This window comes from Streptomyces sp. NPDC002076, assembly GCF_053593835.1.
This window is the reverse complement of the sequence record NZ_JBSFDI010000017.1, coordinates 155,984-173,449: the sequence shown is the minus strand read 5'-3', so window position 1 is coordinate 173,449 and position 17,466 is coordinate 155,984. Positions and strand designations below refer to the sequence as shown.

The following is a 17,466-nucleotide window of genomic DNA, read 5'->3' as shown; positions in this document are numbered from 1 at the left end:
GCGGGGTGCCCTCCGCCGAGGGCACCGCTCACGCGTCGTACAGGTCGGCCTTCTTCGGCGTGGGGTCCTGGACCAAGCCGCTGAGGATGCCCGACCGCGTGCCGAACTTCTCCGTGTCCACGCCGTTCTCCTCCAGCACCCGGATCGCCGCCGAGTGCACCACCCGCAGCACCGGGGTGGCCGCGCGCAGCGCGTCGTCGGCCATGAAGCGGTGCCGCCAGGGCTGGTCAGCCCAGGCGTGCCGCAGACCGAACGGCTCGGGCAGGACGAGCGAGCCGCCGAGCCAGTTGAGCAGCGGCGGGTACCAGGTCAGCGGGGCGCGCGCGGCGAGCCGTACCACCTCGTCGGTGGTGACCAGCGGCAGCATGATTTTCCTGGTCTCCCAGGGCTTGAGGGACTTGGCCACCTCCTTGCTCGGCGGCTCCGGCTTGGAGGTGAACAGCGCGTTCACCGGACCCAGCGCATGCCCGGTCACCTCGATGCGCAGCGTCTCGTGCAGCACCGTCACCGTGATCAGCATGGTGAGGACCAGCTGCCCGTCCCACAGCGTCCACTGCACGCCCAGATAGTGCCGGTCGCCGCTGCCGAACTGCTGCTTGTTGCAGATCTCTTGTATCGCGTGCGTCTTGACCTGGAAGGCCTCGACGTCGGTGCCCTCGGGCCGGGCCACCTCCGTGGCCTTCTCGCCGATCGGCGTGACGATCCAGTGCTTGATGGACGGCTTGGGGAACCCGCCGGTGTTCAGCGGGCCCCGCTCCAGCAGGGCGAGCTGGTCGTGGATCGCGCGTATCACGTCCCAGCTGCGGAAGGGGTGGATCTCCCGGGCCGGGTCGGCGGGCACCAGGTCCTCGGCGAGCTGCCAGGCGCCCCAGCGGGTGCCCATGCCGAGTATGCCCTTGGGGCCGGCGTAGAAGACCGAGTTGGACTGCTGCTCGGCGCTGAGCCGGGCCAGCGACTGGCGCAGCTCCTCGGCCGCGGTCTGGTTGGGGCCGCGCGGCACGGCCTCGGGGACCTTGGCGCCGACGCTGGTGCCCGAGAGCAGGCCGCCCCAGCGGGCCCGCAGATCCTTGGCCGTGCGCTCGCAGATCCGCTTGGCCCAGAACCAGCCGAGCACGGGGAGCACGACCGACCCCCGGGCATACCACGCCCAGAAGCCGGTGAACGGCATCTTGATCAGGAACAGCGCGGCGAGCACGCCGACCCCCAGGAGCAGGGCGGTGGCGAGCGCACCCGCCCGTTTGTGCTCGCGCGTGGCGACGAACGTGCGCAGCTGGAAGACGAGCAGCCAGGCGAGCAGCCCGGGCAGGAAGAGGACTCCGCACAGGACCGTCACGGCGGTCAGGCGGTTGTCGCGCTCCCGGCGGATGTTGTTCGCCGCGAGGCAGTGCTCGACGACGAACTGGGGCTCGGTGCCGAAGGACTGGATGAGCGGCTTGCGGCCGGGAGCGAGCATCCGGCCGATCACGGCCCGCGAGAACGCCTCACCGAGGTTGGGCCGCAGCAGGGCGATCCTGCCGGGCTTGAGAGTCGACTCGTGCCACTCGTTGTCGGCCTTCTTGATCTCCTCCATCGGGCTGTCCCGGTACGCCGCGGAGGCCAGCGCGGCGGTCGCCGCCTGACTCGCGTCGCCCGAGACGGGCACCTGGGGCCCGTCCCACTCCGTTCCCAACGACATTCCCGCCCCCATCGCCGCCGGTGTCGCTTCTGCGGCCTTCCCGACTTCCCTGCTCCGCACACCTGTTGAACGGGCCGTCGCGTCGATTACCCGTCACAACCGGACGACTGCGGCACGACCCGATCACGTGATCAGCGTATCCGCCGCCACCGACAACCCGCGGGCGGACGGCCGAAGCCGCCCGCCCGCGCACCCGCTCGCGGGTGCTGAACTACCCGTTCTCACCTGCCTGTTCCCGGATCCGTTCGGCGATCTGCGGCGGCATCGGCTCGTGCCGGGCGTAGGCGCGGTCGAACCGTGCCGTGCCGTGCGACAGCGAGCGCAGGTCGACGGCGTACCGGCCGATCTCGAACTCGGGCACCTCGGCCTTGATCAGCGTCCGCCCGGAACCCACCTGTTCGGTGCCGAGCAGCCGGCCGCGCCTGCTGGACAGGTCGCTCATCACGGCGCCCACGTAGTCGTCGCCGACCAGCACGGACACCTCGGCCACCGGCTCCAGCAGATGGATCTTCGCGTCCGCCGCGGCCTCGCGCAGCGCGAGCGCGCCCGCGGTCTGGAAGGCCGCGTCGGAGGAGTCCACCGAGTGCGCCTTGCCGTCCAGCAGCGTGATCCGCACGTCCACCAGCGGATATCCCGCGGCGACACCCTTGGCGGCCTGCGCCCGTACGCCCTTCTCCACGGACGGGATGAACTGGCGCGGTACGGCACCGCCGACCACCTTGTCCACGAACTCGATGCCCGAGCCGCCCGGCAGCGGCTCCACCTCGATCTCGCAGATGGCGTACTGCCCGTGCCCGCCGGACTGCTTCACATGCCGCCCGCGTCCGCCGGCCTTGTTCGCGAACGTCTCCCGCAGGGAGACCCGGTGCGGGACGACGTCGACCTGGACGCCGTAGCGGCTGCGCAGCCGTTCCAGGGCGACGTCCGCGTGGGCCTCGCCCAGGCACCACAGGACCACCTGGTGGGTGTCCTGGTTCTGCTCCAGCCGCATCGTGGGGTCCTCGGCCACCAGCCGGGACAGGCCCTGCGAGAGCTTGTCCTCGTCGGCCTTGCTGTGCGCCTGGATGGCGAGCGGCAGCAGCGGGTCGGGCATCCGCCAGGGCTCCATCAGGAGCGGGTCGTCCTTCGCGGACAGCGTGTCCCCGGTCTCGGCCCGGCCGAGCTTGGCCACGCACACCAGATCGCCGGCGACCGCGTGCGTCACCGGGCGCTGCTGCTTGCCGAAGGGCATGGACAGGGCGCCGACCTTCTCGTCGACGTCGTGGTCCTCGTGGCCGCGGTCGGCCAGCCCGTGCCCGGAGACGTGCACCGTCTGGTCGGGGCGCAGGGTGCCGGAGAAGACACGCACCAGGGAGACCCGGCCGACGTAGGGGTCGGAGGAGGTCTTGACGACCTCGGCGACCAGCGGGCCGCCGGTGTCGCACGGCTTCAGCGCGCGCGCCTTGCCGTCGATGGTGGTGACCTCGGGCAGCGGGTGCTCGAACGGGGTCGGGAACCCGCCCGTGACCAGCTCCAGCAGCTCCACCGTGCCCAGGCCCTGTTTGGCACCCTCGGCGGCGGGGGCGGCCGCCAGGACGGGGAAGAACGAGCCGCGGGCGACGGCCCGCTCCAGGTCCTGGATCAGCGTCTTGACGTCGACCTGCTCGCCGCCGAGATAGCGGTCCATGAGGGTCTCGTCCTCGCTCTCGGCGATGATCCCCTCGATGAGCCGGTTGCGGGCCTCCTCTATGTCCGGCAGCTGGTCCTCGCCGGGCTCGGACTCCTTGCGCTCCCCGGTCGAGTAGTCGAACAGCTTCTGCGACAGCAGTCCGACCAGCCCGGTCACGGGCGCGTGCCCGTCGGGTCCCTCGGGGCCGCGCAGCGGGAGGTACAGCGGCAGCACGGCATCGGGGTCGTCGCCGCCGAAGGCCTCCGCGCAGACGCGGGTCATCTCCTCGAAGTCGGCGCGGGCCGCCTCCAGGTGCGTGATCACGATCGCGCGCGGCATGCCGACGGCCGCGCACTCCTCCCACACCATCCGGGTGGAGCCGTCCACGCCGTCCGAGGCCGAGACGACGAAGAGGGCCGCGTCCGCGGCGCGCAGACCGGCCCTGAGCTCCCCGACGAAGTCGGCGTATCCGGGGGTGTCGAGCAGGTTGATCTTGATGCCGTCCCAGGCGACCGGCACCAGGGAGAGCTGTACCGAGCGCTGCTGCCGGTGCTCGATCTCGTCGTAGTCCGAGACAGTGCCGCCGTCCTCCTTGCGGCCCGCCCGGTTCACCGCCCCCGCGGCCAGCGCGAGGGCCTCCACCAGAGTCGTCTTGCCCGAACCGGAGTGGCCGACCAGCACCACGTTCCGTACGGATGCGGGCTGGTCGGCCTCCAGAGCCCTGCCGGCGGCCCCGGGGTGGTGCGTTTGAGTCTTGTCGCCCATGATCCTGCCTCCCGTGCACGGTGAGGTCACTGTGGGCGCGGACACGCGGGACCCGCGTGCACTGGCGGCTCCGGCGACGCCCGCGGTTATTCGAGCTTTCCACTCCCGTCATGCTGCGTCCATACGAACGACAATCGCGCACGCCGATCGCGCCGCGCACGGCGGCCCGCACCGGTTCGCGCCACGGGCCGCGGGTGCCCGCCCGTCACGCGCACGCGCGCGTGGCTACGATGGGCCAGCCGGAGGCCACCAGGGCCGCGGCGACACCGACCGTCGGGAAGGCCATGCTGAACAAGTACGCGCGTGCATTCTTCACGCGTGTCCTCACGCCGTTCGCCGCGTTTCTCATCCGCCGGGGCGTGAGCCCCGACACGGTCACGCTCATCGGCACGGCCGGTGTGGTCGCGGGCGCGCTGGTCTTCTACCCCCGGGGCGAGTTCTTCTGGGGCACGGTCGTGATCACCTTGTTCGTCTTCTCCGACCTGGTCGACGGCAACATGGCCCGCCAGCTGGGCCGCTCCAGCCGCTGGGGCGCCTTCCTGGACTCCACCCTCGACCGGGTCGCCGACGGCGCGATCTTCGGCGGCTTCGCGCTCTGGTACGCGGGCAACGGGAACAACGACGTCCTGTGCGCCGTCTCGATCTTCTGCCTGGCCAGCGGGCAGGTGGTGTCGTACACCAAGGCGCGCGGCGAGTCCATCGGGCTGCCGGTCGCGGTCAACGGCCTGGTCGAACGCGCCGAGCGGCTGGTGATCTCGCTGGTCGCGGCCGGTTTCGCGGGCCTGCACAAGTTCGGTGTGCCGGGCATCCAGTGGCTGCTGCCGATCGCCCTGTGGATCGTCGCCGTCGGCAGCCTCGTCACGCTGATCCAGCGGGTCGTCACCGTCCGCCGCGAGTCCGCCGAGGCGGAGGCCGCCGCGGCCCAGAGCCCCAGCGAGGCCGCGAAGTGAGCGCCGCCGAACGGCTCACCGACGGGCTGTACGGGCTCGGCTGGAGCACCGTCAAGAAGCTCCCCGAACCCGTCGCGGTGCGGCTCGGGCAGACCATCGCCGACCTCGCCTGGAAGCAGCGCGGCAAGGGAGTGCAGCGGCTGGAGAGCAACTACGCGCGCGTGGTGCCCGGCGCCGGCCCCGAGCGCCTGCGCGAACTGTCCCGCGCGGGCATGCGCTCGTACCTGCGCTACTGGATGGAGTCCTTCCGGCTGCCCGCCTGGAGCCGCGAGCGCGTGAAGTCGGGCTTCGACCCCAAGGACATACATTTCCTCACCGACGGACTGGCCGCCGGCGGGGGCGTGATCCTCGCGCTGCCGCACATGGCCAACTACGACCTGGCCGGCGCCTGGGTCACCACCAAGCTGGAGACGCCGTTCACCACGGTCGCCGAGCGGCTCAAGCCCGAGACGCTGTACGACCGTTTCGTCGCCTACCGCGAGGGCCTCGGCATGGAGGTCCTGCCGCACAGTGGCGGCTCCGCCTTCGGCACCCTCGCCCGCAGGCTGCGCGACGGCGGCCTGGTCTGCCTGGTCGCCGACCGCGATCTGTCCGCCTCCGGCGTCGAGGTCGACTTCTTCGGCGAGAAGACCCGGATGCCCGCGGGCCCGGCGTTGCTCGCCCAGCAGACCGGCGCGCTGCTGCTGCCGGTCACTCTCTGGTACGACGACTCGCCTGTCATGCAGGGCCGTGTGCATCCCCCGGTCGAGGTACCCGAGTCAGGTACCCGGGCCGAGAAGACGTCTGTCATGACACAGGCGCTGGCCGACGCCTTCGCCACCGGGATCGCCGATCATCCGGAGGACTGGCACATGCTGCAGCGGCTGTGGCTCGCCGACCTCGACCCCGCGAAGGGACCCTCGTGAGAATCGGGATCGTCTGCCCGTACTCCTGGGACGTGCCCGGCGGCGTCCAGTTCCACATCCGCGACCTCGCCGAGTACTTCCTCCGCCTCGGCCATGACGTGTCCGTCCTCGCCCCGGCCGACGACGACACCCCGCTGCCGCCGTACGTCGTCTCGGCCGGCCGCGCGGTCCCGGTGCCGTACAACGGCTCGGTGGCCCGCCTGAACTTCGGCTTCCTGTCGGCCGCGCGGGTGCGGCGCTGGCTGCACGAAGGCGCCTTCGACGTGGTCCACATCCACGAGCCGACCTCGCCCTCGCTGGGCCTGCTGACCTGCTGGGCGGCCTCCGGCCCGATCGTGGCCACCTTCCACACCTCCAACCCCCGCTCGCGCGCGATGATCGCCGCGTACGCCATCCTCCAGGCGGCCCTGGAGAAGATCAGCGCCCGGATCGCGGTCAGCGAGTACGCCCGCCGGACGCTGGTCGAGCACCTCGGCGGGGACGCGGTGGTCATCCCCAACGGCGTCGACGTGGACTTCTTCGCCAAGGCCGAGCCGAAGCCGGAGTGGCAGGGCGACACGATCGGCTTCATCGGCCGCATCGACGAGCCCCGCAAGGGCCTGCCGGTCCTGATGAAGGCGCTGCCGAAGATCCTTTCGGCCCGCCCGCAGACGCGCCTGCTGGTCGCCGGGCGGGGCGACGAGGAGGCGGCCGTGGAGGACCTGCCGAAGGAGCTACGCGCGCGTGTGGAGTTCCTCGGCATGATCAGCGACGAGGACAAGGCGCGCTTCCTGCGCAGCGTCGACCTGTACGTCGCGCCCAACACCGGCGGCGAGAGCTTCGGCATCATCCTGGTCGAGGCGATGTCGGCGGGCGCGCCCGTGCTCGCCTCCGACCTGGACGCCTTCGTGCAGGTCCTCGACAAGGGCGAGGCCGGCGAGGTCTTCGCCAACGAGGACGCCGACGCGCTCGCCGAGGCCGCCGTCCGCCTCCTGGCGGACCCGGCCCGCCGCACGGAGCTGCGCGAGCGCGGCAGCGCCCATGTACGGCGCTTCGACTGGTCGACGGTCGGCGCGGACATCCTGTCGGTGTACGAAACCGTCACCACCGGCACGGCGGCGGTCGCCACGGACGAGCGGTCGGGCCTCCGCGCCCGCTTCGGCCTGGCCCGGGACTGACGGGAGTCCGCGCCCGCTTCGGCCTGGCCCCGGACTGACGGGACTGCGTGCTCGCTTCGCGCGGGCGCGGGACTGACGGGGCGGGGCCGTGGTTTCGGGCGGGCTCGGGACTGACGGAGTCGCGGGTGGAGCTCGGGTCGGTGTGGGGGTGCCCGTGGGTGCGACGCGTTTCGGGCCGGTGTGGGAATGGCGGGACTGCGGGGGGTCCGCTTCCGGCTGGCCCGGGACTGCCGTAGCTGCGGGTGGCGCTCGGGCCGGTGCGGGGTGCCGGCTTGTGCGACGCGTTTCGGGAGGGCGGGGTTCGGGCCGGTGGTGGGATTTCGGGGCCTGCTTCGGGCTGGCCCGGGACCGGTTGGGCTGGGGTCGCGGTTCGGGCGGGCTCGGGACTGACGGAGTTGCGGGTGGCGCTCGGGCCGTGCGGGGTGCCGGCTTGTGCGACGCGTCGGGACGGCGGGCGGCGGGGTTCGGGCCGGTGCGGGAATGGCGGGACTGCGGGGGTCCGCTGTCCGCTGGCCCGGGGCCGACGGGCTTCGAGGACGGACCGAGCGTGCCGATAGCCTTCGCCCGTGACCGCAACCCTCATCTGGATCCTTGTCGCCCTCGTCGCGATCGGCGTGTACCTGAGCTGGACGGCCGGGCGGCTGGACCGGCTGCATGTGCGGATGGACGCCGCGCGGGCCGCGCTCGACGCGCAGCTGCTGCGCCGGGCCTCCGTGGCACAGGAACTGGCCACCTCGGGCGTGCTGGACCCGGCCGCCTCGATCGTGCTGTACGAGGCCGCGCACGCCGCCCGGCAGGCCGAGGAGGAGCAGCGGGAGGTCGCCGAGAGCGAGCTGAGCCAGGCCCTGCGCGCGGTCTTCGGGGATCCGGCGCAGGTGGAGGCCGTCAGGGAGGCCCCAGGAGGGGAGGAGGCGGCGCGTGAGCTGGCCGAGGCGGTGCGCCGGGTCCCGATGGCCCGCCGCTTCCACAACGACGCCGTAGGAGCCGCCCGAAGGCTCCGCGAGCATCGCAAGGTCCGCTGGTTCCGGCTGGCCGGCCACGCCCCGTTCCCCCTGGCCTTCGAGATGGACGACGAGCCCCCCGCGGCCCTGGTGGAGCGGGCCGCCTGAACCCAGGGGGAACCCTCCCTGGACGAAAAGGATCCACCTGCTTGCCATTGGCCCTTGCTGTGGCCTGGTCCACTCGCGTTTCCTCGGTGGTGCAGAAAATCCTCTTCACCATCAGTGAGGTCACCCGTGTCCACCATCGACAACCAGGCTCCCGAGACCGGCACCGCCCGCGTGAAGCGCGGCATGGCCGAGCAGCTCAAGGGCGGCGTGATCATGGACGTCGTCACGCCGGAGCAGGCGAAGATCGCCGAGGACGCGGGCGCCGTCGCCGTCATGGCCCTGGAGCGGGTCCCGGCCGACATCCGCAAGGACGGCGGCGTGGCCCGTATGTCCGACCCGGACATGATCGAGGGCATCATCGACGCCGTCTCGATCCCGGTCATGGCCAAGTCCCGCATCGGCCACTTCGTCGAGGCCCAGGTGCTGCAGTCCCTCGGCGTCGACTACATCGACGAGTCCGAGGTCCTCACCCCGGCCGACGAGGTCAACCACTCCGACAAGTGGGCCTTCACCACCCCGTTCGTGTGTGGCGCCACCAACCTGGGCGAGGCCCTGCGCCGTATCGCCGAGGGCGCCGCGATGATCCGCTCCAAGGGCGAGGCCGGCACCGGCAACGTCGTGGAGGCCGTGCGCCACCTGCGCCAGATCAAGAACGAGATCGCCAAGCTGCGCGGCTTCGACAACCACGAGCTGTACGCCGCCGCCAAGGAGCTGCGCGCCCCGTACGAGCTGGTCAAGGAGGTCGCCGAGCTGGGCAAGCTCCCGGTGGTCCTCTTCTCCGCCGGTGGCGTGGCCACCCCGGCCGACGCGGCCCTGATGCGTCAGCTCGGCGCCGAGGGCGTGTTCGTCGGCTCCGGCATCTTCAAGTCCGGCGACCCGGCCAAGCGCGCCGCCGCCATCGTGAAGGCCACCACCTTCTACGACGACCCGAAGATCATCGCGGACGCGTCGCGCAACCTCGGCGAGGCCATGGTCGGCATCAACTGCGACACCCTCCCCGAGACCGAGCGCTACGCGAACCGCGGCTGGTGATCCACCCGCCAAGGACTCTTCCAAGGACTGCACGACACACATGACTGACGCACCCGTCATAGGCGTCCTGGCCCTCCAGGGCGACGTACGGGAGCACCTCATCGCCCTGGCCGCGGCCGATGCCGTGGCCAGGCCGGTGCGGCGCCCCGAGGAACTCGCCGAGGTCGACGGCCTCGTCCTGCCCGGCGGCGAGTCCACCACCATCTCCAAGCTGGCCGTCCTCTTCGGCGTGATGGACCCCCTTCGCGCGCGCGTGGCCGACGGCATGCCCGTCTACGGCACCTGCGCGGGCATGATCATGCTCGCCGACAAGATCCTCGACCCGCGCTCGGGCCAGGAGACCATCGGCGGCATCGACATGATCGTGCGCCGCAACGCCTTCGGCCGGCAGAACGAGTCGTTCGAGGCCGCGGTCGACGTGAAGGGCATCCCGGGCGATCCTGTGGAGGGCGTGTTCATCCGCGCTCCCTGGGTGGAGTCCGTGGGCGCCGGGGCCGAGGTGCTCGCCGAGCACGACGGCCACATCGTCGCCGTCCGCCAGGGCAACGCGCTCGCCACGTCGTTCCACCCGGAACTGACCGGCGACCACCGCGTGCACTCCCTGTTCGTCGACATGGTGCGCGCCAACCGAGCGTCGGAGTCCTTGTAGGATCTCTGACGTTCGTACAGAGATTGGTTACGCGAAGGAGACAGGCAGATGTCCGGCCACTCTAAATGGGCCACGACGAAGCACAAGAAGGCCGTGATCGATGCCAAGCGCGGCAAGCTCTTCGCGAAGCTGATCAAGAACATCGAGGTCGCGGCGCGCATGGGCGGCGTCGACCTCGACGGCAACCCGACGCTCTACGACGCCGTCCAGAAGGCCAAGAAGCAGTCGGTGCCGAACAAGAACATCGACTCCGCGATCAAGCGCGGCGGTGGTCTCGAGGCCGGCGGTGCCGACTACGAGACGATCATGTACGAGGGCTACGGCCCGAACGGTGTCGCGGTGCTCATCGAGTGCCTCACCGACAACCGCAACCGCGCCGCCTCCGACGTCCGCGTGGCCATGACCCGCAACGGCGGCTCCATGGCCGACCCGGGCTCGGTGTCCTACCTGTTCAACCGCAAGGGCGTCGTGATCGTCCCCAAGGGCGAGCTGACCGAGGACGACGTGCTCGGCGCGGTCCTGGACGCCGGTGCCGAGGAAGTCAACGACCTCGGCGAGAACTTCGAGGTCATCAGCGAGGCCAGCGACCTGGTTGCGGTCCGCACCGCCCTCCAGGAGGCCGGCATCGACTACGAGTCCGCCGAGGCCAACTTCGTCCCGACCATGCAGGTCGAGCTGGACGAGGAGGGCGCCAAGAAGATCTTCAAGCTGATCGACGCGCTCGAGGACAGCGACGACGTGCAGAACGTCTTCGCCAACTTCGACGTGAGCGACGAGATCATGGAGAAGGTCGACGCGTAACCCTCCGCGGGTTCAGCGGATTCCCGGCGGGCCGGTGGGACACGTCCCACCGGCCCGCCGTCATTGTCAGTGGGACCCGATAGCCTGCACAAACACGTGATCGAGGCGATCGGAGGGAGGGGCCCGGTGCGGGTGCTGGGGGTGGACCCGGGACTGACCCGGTGCGGTGTCGGCGTCGTCGAGGGGGTGGCAGGCCGCCCGCTCACCATGCTCGGCGTCGGTGTCGTGCGCACGCCCGTGGACGCCGATCTCAGCCACCGCCTCCTCGCCGTCGAGCGGGGCATCGAGCAGTGGCTGGACGAGCACCGCCCCGAGTTCGTCGCCGTAGAGCGCGTCTTCAGCCAGCACAACGTGCGCACGGTGATGGGCACCGCCCAGGCCAGCGCCGTGGCCATGCTGTGCGCCGCCCGGCGCGGCATCCCGGTCGCGCTGCACACCCCGAGCGAGGTCAAGGCAGCCGTCACCGGCTCCGGGCGCGCCGACAAGGCGCAGGTCGGCGCCATGGTCACCCGGCTGCTCCGGCTCTCCGCGCCACCGAGGCCGGCCGACGCCGCCGACGCCCTCGCGCTGGCCATCTGCCACATCTGGCGCGCCCCCGCCCAGAACCGGCTCCAGCAGGCGGTCGCCCGCCACACAGTCCACGCAACGAAAGGCCGTACGACATGATCGCCTTCGTCAGCGGCACGGTCGCCGCGCTCGCCCCGGACGCCGCGGTCGTCGAGGTCGGCGGCGTCGGCATGGCCGTCCAGTGCACGCCCAACACGCTGTCCACGCTCCGCATGGGCCGGCCTGCCAAGCTGCACACCTCGCTCGTCGTCCGCGAGGACTCGCTGACCCTGTACGGCTTCGCCGACGACGACGAGCGTCAGGTCTTCGAGCTGCTGCAGACCGCGAGCGGAGTCGGCCCGCGCCTGGCCCAGGCCATGCTCGCCGTGCACACCCCGGACGCGCTGCGCCGCGCCGTCGCCACCGGTGACGAGAAGGCCCTCACCGCCGTCCCCGGCATCGGCAAGAAGGGTGCGCAGAAGCTCCTGCTGGAGCTGAAGGACCGGCTCGGCGAGCCCCTCGGCACGGCCCCCGCGATCGGCGCGCCGGTCACCCAGGGCTGGCGCGACCAGCTCCACGCGGCCCTCATCGGCCTGGGCTACGCCACCCGCGAGGCCGACGAGGCCGTCGCCGCCGTGGCGCCCCAGGCCGAGGCCGCCGGCGGCACCCCGCAGGTCGGACCGCTGCTGAGAGCCGCCCTGCAGACCCTGAACCGCGCCCGCTGACCCCACGCGAACCCGGCCCGCCGAACCGCGCCCGCTGACCCACGACGATCGAGGCACACCACATGAACTGGGACGACACGCCCGACACCCCCGCCCCCGAGCGGCTCGTCGGTGCGTCCGCCGACCGGGAGGACCAGGCCGTCGAGGCCGCCCTGCGCCCCAAGGACCTCGGCGAGTTCATCGGCCAGGAGAAGGTCCGCGAGCAGCTCGACCTCGTCCTGCGGGCCGCACGCGCGCGTGGCGCCACCGCCGACCATGTGCTGCTGTCCGGTGCGCCCGGCCTCGGCAAGACCACCCTGTCGATGATCATCGCCGCCGAGATGGGCGCCCCGATCCGCATCACCTCCGGCCCCGCCATCCAGCACGCCGGCGACCTCGCCGCGATCCTCTCCTCCCTCCAGGAGGGCGAGGTCCTCTTCCTGGACGAGATCCACCGCATGTCCCGGCCCGCCGAGGAGATGCTGTACATGGCGATGGAGGACTTCCGCGTCGACGTCATCGTCGGCAAGGGCCCCGGCGCCACCGCAATCCCGCTGGAGCTGCCGCCGTTCACCCTGGTCGGCGCCACCACCCGCGCGGGCCTGCTGCCGCCGCCGCTGCGCGACCGCTTCGGCTTCACCGCGCACATGGAGTTCTACGAGCCGCGCGAGCTGGAGCGGGTCGTGCACCGCTCGGCGAGCCTGCTGGACGTGGAGATCGTGCCGGACGGCGCCGCGGAGATCGCCGGCCGCTCCCGCGGCACGCCCCGTATCGCCAACCGCCTGCTGCGCCGCGTCCGCGACTATGCGCAGGTCAAGGCGGACGGTGTGATCACCCGCGAGATCGCCGCCGCCGCCCTGGCCGTCTACGAGGTCGACGCGCGCGGCCTCGACCGCCTCGACCGCGCCGTCCTGGAGGCCCTGCTGAAGCTCTTCGCCGGCGGCCCCGTCGGCCTGTCCACGCTCGCCGTCGCGGTGGGGGAGGAGCGGGAGACCGTCGAGGAGGTCGCCGAACCGTTCCTCGTGCGGGAGGGACTGCTCGCCCGCACCCCGCGCGGCCGGGTCGCCACCCCGGCGGCCTGGGCACACCTCGGTCTGACCCCGCCCAGCTCGGCGAGCGGGGGGCCGACCGGGGCAAACGGACAACAGGACTTGTTCGGGACCTGACGGCGCGATGATGTCTCGATGGCGGCGAGGACATTGGCCCGGTCAGGAACTCAGGTGCCATGCTGGGCGTTGTTCCATGCACGCGGACTCGCTTAGACTCCGCCGATGCCGCCTTTGTGGGCGGCGCCGACCCACACCCCCATCAACAGGCCGCTCTCCGTCGCGGTCGCGCGAAGGAAACCCCGTCCCGTGAATGCCTTTACCCTTCTCCCCTTCATCGTGCTCATCGCGGCCATGTTCCTGATGACGCGCTCGGCCAAGAAGAAGCAGCAGCAGGCCGCCAATATGCGGAACGAGATGCAGCCCGGCTCCGGTGTCCGCACGATCGGGGGAATGTACGCGACGGTCAAGGAGGTCAACGAGGACACCGTCCTCCTCGACGCCGGCCCCGGCGTCGAGCTCCTCTTCGCCAAGAACGCGATCGGCGCCGTCCTCACGGACGACGAGTACAACCGCATCGTCCACGGCATCGAGCACGACCTGAAGTCCGACGCCGACATCGTCCCGGACGACGCCTCCTCCCTCACCGAGACCGACGAGTCCGACTCGCCCGCTGCCGCCGCCTCCGACGACAAGGCCGTCGACCTCGGTAAGAAGGACGCCGATGAGAACGGCACCGACACGGCCGAGGCCGCCGAGACCAAGGCGGACGACGAGCCGAAGAAGACCGACGGCGACTCCGACGCGAAGTAGTCACGCCCCGGTGGTGCGCTGCGCGGCATAATCGCGCCCCGCGCACCACCGGGCGTCTGTTTCCCGGAACAGCCCGACACCATGTCATGGCCGACCGCGCCGACCGCGCGGGACGGCCCGAGAGGGAGTACGAGAAGGTGGCAGCACCTAAGAGGGGCCGGAGCGCGAGCGCCCAGAGCAAGCCGGGACGCTCGCTGGCCCTCATCCTGATCGCCATCGTGGCGCTCACCGGAGGCATGTTCCTCTCCGGGAACAAGACTCCGCGTCTCGGCATCGACCTCGCCGGTGGTACGAGCATCACGCTCAAGGCGAAGGCCGACCAGGGGTCCGCGGTCAACAAGGCCAACATGGACACCGCGGTCGACATCATGAACCGCCGTGTCAACGGCCTCGGCGTCTCCGAGGCGGAGGTGCAGACCCAGGGGAGCGACAACATCATCGTCAACATCCCCAGGGGCACCAACTCCAAGGAGGCCCAGCAGCAGGTCGGTACCACCGCCAAGCTGTACTTCCGCCCGGTCCTGGCCAGCGAGCCCAGCGGCGGCGCCACGCAGAGCCCCTCGCCGAGCGCCTCCCCCAGCGGCAGCTCCTCGCCGAAGCCGAGCACGAGCCCCTCCGCGAGCTCCTCCTCCAAGGAGAAGGCGTCCTCGTCCTCCACCGCGTCCCCCAAGGCCTCGGCGACCTCCCAGGGCCGTGCCGTCACCGACGCGCTGAAGGCCGGCTCCACCCCCACGCCGAGCCCGTCCGCCTCCGGCAGCTCCACGCCGTCGGCCACCCCCTCGGCCTCCTCCAGCGCCGGCACCGCCGCCGCCAAGCTCCAGGCCCAGTACGCCGCCCTGGACTGCACCAAGCCCGCCGAGCGGGCCAAGGTGGGCGGCGCCGCCAAGCCCGGTGAGCCCACGGTGGCCTGCGGCCAGATCCGGAAGGTCTGGTACAAGTACGTGCTCGGCCCGGCCGCCGTCGACGGCACCGAGGTGAAGAAGGCGCAGGCCATCTTCGACACCCAGGGCGCCTCCGGCTGGCAGGTCCAGATGACCTTCAGCTCCAGCGGCTCCAAGAAGTTCGCCGACATCACGGGCCAGCTGGCGAAGAACCAGTCCCCGCAGAACGAGTTCGGCATCGTCCTGGACGGCGAGGTCGTCTCCAGCCCGTACGTCAGCCAGGCCATCACCGGCGGCCAGGCGGAGATCTCCGGCAGCTTCACCCAGCAGGACGCCCAGAGCCTCGCGAACATGCTGTCGTATGGCGCCCTGCCGCTGTCCTTCCAGGAGCAGTCCGTCACCACCGTGACCGCCGCGCTCGGCGGTGAGCAGCTGCACGCCGGTCTGCTCGCCGGCGCGATCGGCCTCGCCCTGGTAGTGATCTACCTGGTGGTCTACTACCGCGGCCTGTCGGTCGTCGCGATGGCCTCCCTCATGGCCTCCGCGATCCTCACCTACGTGATCATGTCGCTGCTCGGCCCGGCCATCGGCTTCGCGCTCAACCTCCCGGCCGTCTGTGGTGCCATCGTCGCCATCGGTATCACCGCGGACTCGTTCATCGTGTACTTCGAACGCATCCGGGACGAGATCCGCGAGGGACGCTCGCTGCGCCCCGCCGTCGAGCGGGCCTGGCCCCGCGCCCGGCGCACCATCCTGGTCTCCGACTTCGTGTCGTTCCTCGCCGCCGCCGTCCTGTTCATCGTGACCGTCAGCAAGGTCCAGGGCTTCGCGTTCACCCTCGGCCTGACCACCGTGCTCGACGTCGTCGTCGTCTTCCTGTTCACCAAGCCGCTGATGACGCTCCTCGCCCGCCGCAAGTTCTTCGCGAGCGGCCACAAGTGGTCCGGCCTCGACCCGAAGAGCCTGGGTGCCAAGCCGCCGCTGCGCCGCACCCGCCGTCCCGCCGGCCCCGCCGCCGGCTCTGTCGACCCGAAGGAGGCCTGAGATGTCGAAACTCGGCAACCTCGGCGCTCGACTGCACCGCGGCGAGATCTCGTACGACTTCGTCGGCAAGCGCAAGATCTGGTACGGCGTCTCCATCCTGATCACCATCACGGCCATCCTCGGCCTGGCGGTGCGCGGGCTGAACATGGGCATCGAGTTCAAGGGCGGCGCGGTCTTCACCACGCCGACCCACATGAGCACCTCGGTGACCCAGGCGGAGACCTACGCCAAGGACGCCTCCGGCCATGAGGCGATCGTGCAGAAGCTCGGCAACGGCAGCCTGCGCATCCAGATCGCCGGAGTCGACACCGGCCAGTCCGACAAGATCAAGCAGGAGCTGGCCAAGGACCTCAACCTCAACCCCGAGAAGCTCGCCGCCGACCTGGTCGGCCCGAGCTGGGGCCAGCAGATCGCCAACAAGGCCTGGGAGGGCCTGGCGATCTTCATGGTGCTCGTCGTGATCTACCTGGCCATCGCCTTCGAATGGCGCATGGCCGTCGCGGCCCTGGTCGCGCTGATCCACGACATCACGATCACGACCGGTATCTACGCCCTCGTCGGTTTCGAGGTCACGCCCGGTACGGTGATCGGTCTGCTGACGATCCTCGGTTACTCGCTCTACGACACGGTCGTCGTCTTCGACAGCCTCAAGGAGCAGACGCGGGACATCACCAAGCAGACCCGGTTCACCTTCAGCGACATCGCCAACCAGTCGATCAACGGCACCCTGGTCCGTTCGATCAACACCACGGTCGTCGCCCTGCTGCCGGTGGCGGGCCTGCTGTTCATCGGTGGTGGCTTCCTCGGCGCCGGCACGCTGAACGACATCTCGCTGTCGCTGTTCGTCGGCCTCGCGGCCGGTGCCTACTCGTCGATCTTCATCGCCACGCCGCTCGTCGCCGACCTCAAGGAGCGCGAGCCGGCGATGAAGGCCCTCACCAAGCGGGTCATGGCCAAGCGTGCCCAGGCCGCGGCCGAGGAGGACCTCGCCGCGGAGCGTGCCGCCGCCGATGACGACGATGCGGCCCCCGCCGTCGTGGGCCCGCGCAACCAGCCCGCGTCCCGCAGCCGGGGCCGTGGCCGACCCTCCGGGAAGCGCCGATGACCGACATCAAGGAGCTTCTGCTCAGCCGTATCCGCGACGTCGCCGACTACCCCGAGCCGGGCGTGATGTTCAAGGACATCACCCCGCTCCTGGCGGACCCGGCCGCGTTCACGGCGCTCACGGACACGCTGGCCGAGATCGCCACGAACACCGGCGCGACCAAGGTCGTCGGCCTGGAGGCCCGGGGCTTCATCCTGGGCGCCCCGGTCGCCGTCCGCGCGGGCCTCGGCTTCATCCCCGTCCGCAAGGCGGGCAAGCTGCCCGGGGCGACGCTGCGCCAGGCGTACGACCTGGAGTACGGCTCGGCCGAGATCGAGGTGCACGCGGAGGACCTGGCATCCGGTGACCGGGTGCTGATCGTGGACGACGTCCTCGCCACGGGAGGTACGGCCGAGGCCGCGATCCAGCTGATCCAGCGTGCCGGGGCGGATGTCTCCGGCCTTGCGGTGCTGATGGAGCTGGGCTTCCTGGGCGGCCGTGTCCGGCTGGAGCCGGCGCTGGACGGGGCGCCGCTGGAGGCGCTGCTTCAGGTCTGAGCGGATCGCTGCACAAGCGGCCTCGGCTTCGCCGCAGGCCGCTTCGTGCTTCCCGCCCGCACCACCCGAGCGGCACGCGTGTGCAGGAACCGCCCCACGG

General features: G+C 71.2%; 16 protein-coding genes. 14 read left to right on the top strand and 2 right to left on the bottom strand.

Going from position 1 to position 17,466, the window contains the following annotated elements; genetic code table 11:
• Positions 1 to 28: 28 nt before the first annotated feature.
• Both ACWCQS_RS31480 and ACWCQS_RS31475 read right to left on the bottom strand, forming a co-directional pair.
• Positions 29 to 1,675 carry a hypothetical protein gene (locus tag ACWCQS_RS31480; RefSeq protein WP_451007593.1) on the bottom strand — a complete coding sequence of 549 codons (1,647 nt, stop codon included), beginning with the start codon at positions 1,673 to 1,675 and terminating at the stop codon, positions 29 to 31.
• A gap of 211 nt (positions 1,676 to 1,886) precedes the next feature.
• On the bottom strand, positions 1,887 to 4,088 hold the full coding sequence (locus ACWCQS_RS31475; protein ID WP_451007592.1) for an elongation factor G-like protein EF-G2: 2,202 nt from the start codon (positions 4,086 to 4,088) through the stop codon (positions 1,887 to 1,889).
• 230 nt (positions 4,089 to 4,318) lie between these two features.
• Between ACWCQS_RS31475 and pgsA the strand changes: the two genes are divergently transcribed.
• The 14 genes from pgsA to ACWCQS_RS31405 all read left to right on the top strand — a co-directional run bounded on the left by pgsA (position 4,319) and on the right by ACWCQS_RS31405 (position 17,366).
• Complete coding sequence (pgsA, locus tag ACWCQS_RS31470; protein WP_451007630.1) at positions 4,319 to 5,038, top strand: phosphatidylinositol phosphate synthase; 720 nt, start codon at positions 4,319 to 4,321, stop codon at positions 5,036 to 5,038.
• Positions 5,035 to 5,943 (top strand): phosphatidylinositol mannoside acyltransferase, encoded by a 909-nt coding sequence (locus ACWCQS_RS31465; RefSeq protein WP_451007591.1) that lies wholly within the window; start codon positions 5,035 to 5,037, stop codon positions 5,941 to 5,943. Before pgsA ends, ACWCQS_RS31465 begins: the two co-directional genes overlap by 4 nt.
• Positions 5,940 to 7,100: a glycosyltransferase family 4 protein gene (locus ACWCQS_RS31460; protein WP_451007590.1), complete on the top strand. Its 1,161-nt coding sequence runs from the start codon at positions 5,940 to 5,942 to the stop codon at positions 7,098 to 7,100. The genes ACWCQS_RS31465 and ACWCQS_RS31460 overlap by 4 nt, the downstream gene beginning before the upstream one ends.
• Positions 7,101 to 7,666: 566 nt before the next feature.
• Positions 7,667 to 8,209 (top strand): hypothetical protein, encoded by a 543-nt coding sequence (locus ACWCQS_RS31455; RefSeq protein ID WP_451007589.1) that lies wholly within the window; start codon positions 7,667 to 7,669, stop codon positions 8,207 to 8,209.
• A 126-nt stretch (positions 8,210 to 8,335) separates the two neighbouring features.
• Entirely contained in the window at positions 8,336 to 9,241 is a 906-nt protein-coding gene (pdxS, locus tag ACWCQS_RS31450) for a pyridoxal 5'-phosphate synthase lyase subunit PdxS (RefSeq protein ID WP_388626197.1), read from the top strand.
• 40 nt (positions 9,242 to 9,281) lie between these two features.
• Complete coding sequence (gene pdxT, locus ACWCQS_RS31445) at positions 9,282 to 9,890, top strand: pyridoxal 5'-phosphate synthase glutaminase subunit PdxT (protein WP_451007588.1); 609 nt, start codon at positions 9,282 to 9,284, stop codon at positions 9,888 to 9,890.
• Positions 9,891 to 9,938: 48 nt separating this feature from the next.
• Positions 9,939 to 10,691, top strand: coding sequence for a YebC/PmpR family DNA-binding transcriptional regulator (locus ACWCQS_RS31440; RefSeq protein WP_451007587.1), 753 nt, complete (start codon positions 9,939 to 9,941; stop codon positions 10,689 to 10,691).
• A 126-nt stretch (positions 10,692 to 10,817) separates the two neighbouring features.
• The gene (ruvC, locus tag ACWCQS_RS31435) at positions 10,818 to 11,357 is read left to right on the top strand and encodes a crossover junction endodeoxyribonuclease RuvC (protein WP_451007629.1); all 540 of its coding nucleotides are present in this window, start codon (positions 10,818 to 10,820) and stop codon (positions 11,355 to 11,357) included.
• Positions 11,354 to 11,962 (top strand): Holliday junction branch migration protein RuvA, encoded by a 609-nt coding sequence (ruvA, locus tag ACWCQS_RS31430; RefSeq protein ID WP_451007586.1) that lies wholly within the window; start codon positions 11,354 to 11,356, stop codon positions 11,960 to 11,962. Before ruvC ends, ruvA begins: the two co-directional genes overlap by 4 nt.
• Positions 11,963 to 12,024: 62 nt before the next feature.
• The gene (gene ruvB / locus ACWCQS_RS31425; protein WP_451007585.1) at positions 12,025 to 13,107 is read left to right on the top strand and encodes a Holliday junction branch migration DNA helicase RuvB; all 1,083 of its coding nucleotides are present in this window, start codon (positions 12,025 to 12,027) and stop codon (positions 13,105 to 13,107) included.
• A gap of 189 nt (positions 13,108 to 13,296) precedes the next feature.
• The gene (yajC, locus tag ACWCQS_RS31420) at positions 13,297 to 13,800 is read left to right on the top strand and encodes a preprotein translocase subunit YajC (RefSeq protein ID WP_451007584.1); all 504 of its coding nucleotides are present in this window, start codon (positions 13,297 to 13,299) and stop codon (positions 13,798 to 13,800) included.
• A 137-nt stretch (positions 13,801 to 13,937) separates the two neighbouring features.
• Positions 13,938 to 15,725, top strand: coding sequence for a protein translocase subunit SecD (gene secD, locus ACWCQS_RS31415; protein ID WP_451007583.1), 1,788 nt, complete (start codon positions 13,938 to 13,940; stop codon positions 15,723 to 15,725).
• 1 nt (position 15,726) lies between these two features.
• Positions 15,727 to 16,830 carry a protein translocase subunit SecF gene (gene secF, locus ACWCQS_RS31410; RefSeq protein WP_451007582.1) on the top strand — a complete coding sequence of 368 codons (1,104 nt, stop codon included), beginning with the start codon at positions 15,727 to 15,729 and terminating at the stop codon, positions 16,828 to 16,830.
• Positions 16,827 to 17,366: an adenine phosphoribosyltransferase gene (locus ACWCQS_RS31405; protein WP_451007581.1), complete on the top strand. Its 540-nt coding sequence runs from the start codon at positions 16,827 to 16,829 to the stop codon at positions 17,364 to 17,366. The genes secF and ACWCQS_RS31405 overlap by 4 nt, the downstream gene beginning before the upstream one ends.
• The last annotated feature ends 100 nt before the right edge of the window (positions 17,367 to 17,466 follow it).

Excerpts from the sequence above, each read along its gene's own strand:
- secF (WP_451007582.1), top strand. The coding sequence starts at position 15,727 with ATGTCGAAACTCGGCAACCTCGGCGCTCGACTGCACCGCGGCGAGATC.
- ACWCQS_RS31440 (WP_451007587.1), top strand. The coding sequence starts at position 9,939 with ATGTCCGGCCACTCTAAATGGGCCACGACGAAGCACAAGAAGGCCGTG.
- ACWCQS_RS31480 (WP_451007593.1), bottom strand. The coding sequence starts at position 1,675 with ATGTCGTTGGGAACGGAGTGGGACGGGCCCCAGGTGCCCGTCTCGGGC.
- pgsA (WP_451007630.1), top strand. The coding sequence starts at position 4,319 with ATGGGCCAGCCGGAGGCCACCAGGGCCGCGGCGACACCGACCGTCGGG.
- ruvB (WP_451007585.1), top strand. The coding sequence starts at position 12,025 with ATGAACTGGGACGACACGCCCGACACCCCCGCCCCCGAGCGGCTCGTC.
- ruvA (WP_451007586.1), top strand. The coding sequence starts at position 11,354 with ATGATCGCCTTCGTCAGCGGCACGGTCGCCGCGCTCGCCCCGGACGCC.
- ACWCQS_RS31405 (WP_451007581.1), top strand. The coding sequence starts at position 16,827 with ATGACCGACATCAAGGAGCTTCTGCTCAGCCGTATCCGCGACGTCGCC.
- pdxT (WP_451007588.1), top strand. The coding sequence starts at position 9,282 with ATGACTGACGCACCCGTCATAGGCGTCCTGGCCCTCCAGGGCGACGTA.
- ACWCQS_RS31475 (WP_451007592.1), bottom strand. The coding sequence starts at position 4,088 with ATGGGCGACAAGACTCAAACGCACCACCCCGGGGCCGCCGGCAGGGCT.